Annotated in this window: 3 protein-coding genes; 2 read left to right on the top strand and 1 reads right to left on the bottom strand. The window is 60.0% G+C overall.

Going from position 1 to position 5,383, the window contains the following annotated elements:
• Window positions 1–542 precede the first annotated feature (542 nt).
• Window positions 543–2,870 carry an AMP-binding protein gene (locus ABX749_RS20160; protein WP_372897555.1) on the top strand — a complete coding sequence of 776 codons (2,328 nt, stop codon included), beginning with the start codon at window positions 543–545 and terminating at the stop codon, window positions 2,868–2,870.
• A 10-nt stretch (window positions 2,871–2,880) separates the two neighbouring features.
• On the opposite strand, the gene ABX749_RS20155 is transcribed toward ABX749_RS20160, so the two are convergent.
• Window positions 2,881–3,555, bottom strand: a complete 675-nt coding sequence (locus ABX749_RS20155; protein ID WP_372897554.1) for a CDP-alcohol phosphatidyltransferase family protein — start codon at window positions 3,553–3,555, stop codon at window positions 2,881–2,883.
• Between the two features lie 311 nt (window positions 3,556–3,866).
• Here ABX749_RS20155 and ABX749_RS20150 point away from each other — a divergent pair, with 311 nt between their 5' ends.
• A complete protein-coding gene (locus tag ABX749_RS20150) occupies window positions 3,867–4,910 on the top strand; it encodes a TrkA family potassium uptake protein (protein WP_372897553.1) in 1,044 nt (347 codons plus the stop codon).
• Window positions 4,911–5,383 lie beyond the last annotated feature (473 nt).

Below are 5,383 nucleotides of genomic sequence, written 5' to 3'. Positions count from 1 at the left end.
TGATCCGAGCAACGACACCATGCCGCTGGATGCCGGCATCGGAACCGCGCTGCCGGACAAGGCGATTCGCTAGTCGGCTGGCGACGCTCTCGTTTTGTCGTCGCGGAATTCGTCGACGGCACGGTCGATTGAGTGAGCCGCGGAAACAGGGCCGTTCTGTGAGCGGCAGGGCGCGAGCCCTCCGGTCCTAGCGTCACCGGACGGCTCGCGCCGTTCCGCTAACACGGCCCTCAGTGTTCCAGCGGATGTTAGCGGCAGGGCGCAAGCCCTCCGGTCCTCGCGTCACCGGACGGCTCGCGCCGTTCCGCTAACACGGTCCTCAGTATTTCAGCGATTGTGAGCGACAGGGCGCGAGCGCTGCGGTCTTTCCAGGCGGCTTCACGCCGAGACCGGACGCCGGCGGTGAGGGTGCGGTTGCCTGGGACTGGCTCCATCGCCTATTCTCTTGGGTTGACGCAGATGGAGCGTTCTCGCAGCGACGAGCTTTCTGATTCACAGAAAAGATCCAACGGACAAGAACCAACAGACAGGGAACGCAACGCATGGGTGGTTGGTACGTCTTGGGAATCATCATCGTTTCCCTGTTATTGCTCTCCGCGATGGCAGTTTTCCTGCCTCGCTTGTTCGTCCGCGCCATCTTCCGCCCGATGCTGGCGCTGTTTTACCGCAAACGCGTGATCGGTCGGGAGAACCTGCCCGCTTCGGGCGGCTACCTGATCGTCAGCAATCATGTCTCTTGGATCGATGGCATCGTGATCTTGTGGATGATGCCCCGCAACGTTCGCTTCGTCGTCGACGGCTCCAATTTCGGCTCGGCGTTCGCCAAGTGGATCGCCGCCGCCTTTGACACGATCTTGATGGTCGCCAACCCGAAATCGATCATGCGGGCGCTCAAGGCGGCTCGCGAGGCGCTCAAAGCCGGCGACGTCGTCGGCATCTTTCCCGAAGGCACAATCACCCGGACCGGGCAACTGCAAGCGTTCAAGCCGGGCATGGGCAAGATTCTGCAGGGCCATGACGCCCCCGTGGTTCCGGTTTACCTGGACGGCATGTGGGGCAGCATTTTCAGCTACAGCGGCGGAAAATTCTTCTTCAAATGGCCCGACAAGTTTCGTCGTCGATTGACGCTCTACATCGGCAAACCGCTCCCCAACGACACACCGATCGAACTGGTCCGCTCTCAAGTCAATCAGCTCAACGCCAAGGCCCAAACCGACCATCGACATGAGTTCCCCGTCCTGGCCGGCGAAGTGATCCGGGCTTGGCGACATCGTGGAAAACGGCTCCAAATCGCCGATTCGATGGGGACCGAATTGGGCGGCCGCGAAGCCCTCACGCGCGCCTTCGCGCTGCGGCGTGTGCTGGCGCGGGAGGTCTTTGCAAAGGACGAGTCCAACATCGGAGTGTTCTTGCCGCCCAGCGCCGGTGCGGTGGTTGTCAACGTCGCATTGGCGCTCGATCGCCGCGTTTCGGCCAACCTGAACTACACCGTTTCCAGCGAAGTCATCAATCACTGCATCAAGGAAATCGACATTCGCCATGTGCTCACGAGCGAACGCTTCCTGAGCAAAGTGGACATCAAGATCGACTCCGACACCGTGACCCTGGAATCGATCCGCGACAAAATCACGACGGCGGACAAAGTCATCGCGTTCATTCAGGCCAACCTGATCCCGAGGGGACTGCTGCGACGCATGCTGGGACTGCACCGTGTCAAAAGCGATGACTTGATGACGGTGATCTTCACCAGCGGTTCGACCGGCATGCCCAAGGGCGTGATGCTCAGCCAAGCCAATATCAGCCACAACGTCGATGCGATCAAGAAAGCCATTCGCCTCAATGACGAAGACGTCGTGTTGGGCATCCTGCCGTTTTTCCATTCATTCGGATACAGCGTCACGCTCTGGGCGACCCAGGTCCTGGGGCCCTGCGGCGTGTATCACTTCAATCCGCTCGACTCACGACAGATCGGCAAGCTGGCCGAAAAGTACGGCGGGACGGTTCTGCTTGCCACGCCGACGTTCTTGCGAAGCTACATCCGACGCGTTAAACCGGAGCAATTCAAGACCCTGGACACCTGCATTGTCGGCGCCGAGAAGATGCCGGCGGACCTGTTTGACTCCTTTGAACAGACCTTCGGACTCCGACCGGTCGAAGGCTACGGGACGACGGAATTGAGCCCACTGGTCTCGGTCAACATCCCCCCGAGTCGTTCACCGGCTGCTTACCAACTCGATCGCATCGAAGGTTCCGTCGGCCGCCCCCTGCCGGGTGTCTGCGCGAAAGTGGTCTCCCAGGATTCGGGCGACGAACAAGCGGCGGGGATCGACGGCATGCTAATGATCGCCGGCCCCAACGTCATGACGGGTTACGCCGGCCAAAAAGAGCTGACCGAAAAAGTGATCCAATCGGGCTGGTACAACACCGGCGACATCGCCCACATCGACGACCAAGGTTTCATCCACATCACCGGTCGACTGAGCCGGTTTTCCAAGATCGGCGGCGAAATGGTCCCGCACCTCAAGGTCGAAGAGGAAATCGCCAAGTCGATTCACCAGTCGTCGTCAAGCGAATCGCCTGCCGACTCAGCCGATGATGGCAAAGGAACGGACGACGAAAATGCAGTGACGCTCTGTGTCACCGCCGTCCCCGACAGCAAGAAAGGCGAACGCCTGATCGTGCTGCACCGCCCGCTGCACAAAAATGTCGACGAGATCTTGGCCGACCTGAAAACCGCCGGCCTGCCGAATCTCTTCATCCCGTCGCGCGACTCGTTCTACGAAGTCGAGCAAATCCCGTTGCTCGGCACCGGCAAACTGGACCTTAAAGGCGCCAAAGATCTGGCGCTGCAACTGGCCGCCAAAGCGTAACGCCACCGAGCTACTTCAATTGCCACTCGGTCGTATCCGCCGCGGCACCGTTTTGATTGACCTCCTTGACCGATCGGATCAGCTGAATCGGCAACTGGACCAGTCCGGCAACGATCAACGCGGCGTAGGTGAACAGCAGGAACTGCCCCGGGGTGACGATGGATTGCGGCAGCCAAAACAACGCCGCCGTGGAAATCCCGATCAAGCTCAACAGCGTCTTGAACTCTGTCGGCCCGAATCGGGACAGCGTGAACTCGCCCACCAACTTTGCCTTGATGTTCGTCAACACGGCGATCGCGAACAGGCAAACAACCGCCACGATGGCCAAATCCAATCGTCCGCAGGCGACTCCGATTCCGATCAGATAGTAGGCAAAGGAAAGCGGATCGGTGAAATGATCGAGCAACTCACCTCCGTTGCGACACTGGCCGGTCCGTCGAGCGTGCGTGCCATCGACGCAGTCGGCCAAATGGTTGCCGACGATTCCCGCCGCACCGACGATGCCGGCCCACCAATAGGTCGTTGAAAACGCGAGCCCGACGGCGCCGACGATCGCCGACAAATGCCCCATCAAGACGATCCCTTCCGGCGGAAACCCGATGGGGATCCGCAGGTGAGGGTACAGCGACTGTAGCTTCGGTGAAATGATCGGGTCGATCAGGCTATGGGAAACGCGTGCCGACATCGTCTGGGCCTTCACTGGAAGAGTCAAAAAATACGCCGCCGACGTCGGCGGGCCAAGTCAACAGAGCCCCGCCCGGCCCGATGACTGCGCACGCTTTCACGACCCGGCCGATTCAATCCCCAAACCGCCAAGACTTTTCGGCGCAACAACACTGGCCCGGCTACGGCCCCCCTGAGGTTGTTCCCCCACCGGACTTGCTCGGGGGCTACGAGACACCAACAGTCGGGTAGGCAATTAACACGCAAACCGGAGCATCGCGGATCGATGGTGAGAAACACAATGCGATGAGCGGATCGACCTCCATTCACAAAATGAGAGTTGGTCTGACCGTGCTGGTCGCCACCTGCTTGATCGCGATCATCGGGTACGTCCTGGCGGGATGGTCGTACATCGATTCGCTTTACATGGTGGTCATCACGATCTTTGGGGTGGGCTACGGAGAGGTGAATCCGGTCGAGGATCCTCGGCTGAAATTGTTTACGTTGGCGGTCATCATTTCGGGGTGCAGCTCCGCCATTTATGTCCTCGGCGGGTTCGTGCAGATGATCGCCGAAGGGGAAATCCAACGGGCCCTAGGAGCCAGACGCATGTGCCAGGAAATCAAGTCGTTGTCAGGGCACGCGATCGTTTGCGGCTACGGTCGAGTCGGCCGCAACCTGATCCACGAACTCGCCCATTTGGGCGTGAAGTTTGTCGTGATCGATCGCGATAGCGAGCGGCTGAGCGAAGCCGAACGGCACGGGACCTTGGTGATCGCCGGTGACGCGTCTCAAGAAGACGTCCTGCTACAGGCCGGAATCGAGCGTGCCTCGGTGCTGGCAACCGTTTTGCCGGACGATGCCGACAACGTGTTCGTGACGCTGACGGCCCGTGAGCTGTGCGAGAACATCCAGATCATCGCCCGCTGCGAGTGCCCATCGACCGAACGGAAACTGATTCGCAGCGGGGCCGATGGCGTGGTGTCGCCGACCATGATCGGGGCGACCCGAATCGCCCACCAAATCGCCTGCCCGACGGTCGAATCGATCGTGGAGAACAAGCAAGCGTTCAATCGACTCAACCAAGACCTCGACGTGTTCGGGGTGCGGATGGTCGAAGTCGATATCCACGAAGAATCCATCTTCGTCGGGGCGACGATCCATGACCTGGAAACCAGCGGCGATGGGGCGACGGTCGTGGTTGCCGTCAAACGCGCCGGCGGCGAAGTCATCAAGAATCCGAAGATGTGCGACGAAATCCGCGGCAACGACAAGCTCGTCATGCTCTCGCACAAAGAAGACTGGTCGCAGGTCAGCGACGACGTCATCTGCCCTTCGACCGACCTCGCCATGCCGATGGTCCCGCTGGCGGTCTGAGGATCCGGCGGAATAAAAGTATCGGATGCATTGGAGTGGGAGAGGCTCCCAGACTGTCACTTCCGCATCGACGATGCTTGGAAGCCGATCCCACACCCTGTCAGCTCGCCACCAAGGCACTCGTTCGTCAAAAAACGACCAGAGGGCACACGCGTCGTCGCATCTAAAGTCACCCTCCCTGGCAGGGAGGGTCGAGCGAAGCGAGGGAAGGGTCGGTCGGGTTTAACAGAGCGATCGTCGGTGTCTGCGCGACGCGTTTTTACAATCCCTTGTAAAATCTTCAACACTCGATCATCGGGCATCGCGAGTTTCACGGCGAGTCTTCGGCTCTGGAACACGCGCCGTGTTCACGCTTAACCAGGCCCATCGGCAATCGCGCGAGCCGTTTAGTGGCGGTGTTACACGAGACGTTCCCAGCGGCGCCGCTTCGGCACCGATCTTGCATTGCCTGCCCCATAGCAACTACCCACAGT

The organism is Stieleria sp. (assembly GCF_041595215.1).
In the GTDB taxonomy this organism is placed as follows: Bacteria; Planctomycetota; Planctomycetia; order Pirellulales; family Pirellulaceae; genus Stieleria; species Stieleria magnilauensis.
The sequence above is the reverse complement of the archived record's forward strand: the minus strand, read 5'-3'. Positions and strand labels throughout refer to the sequence as shown.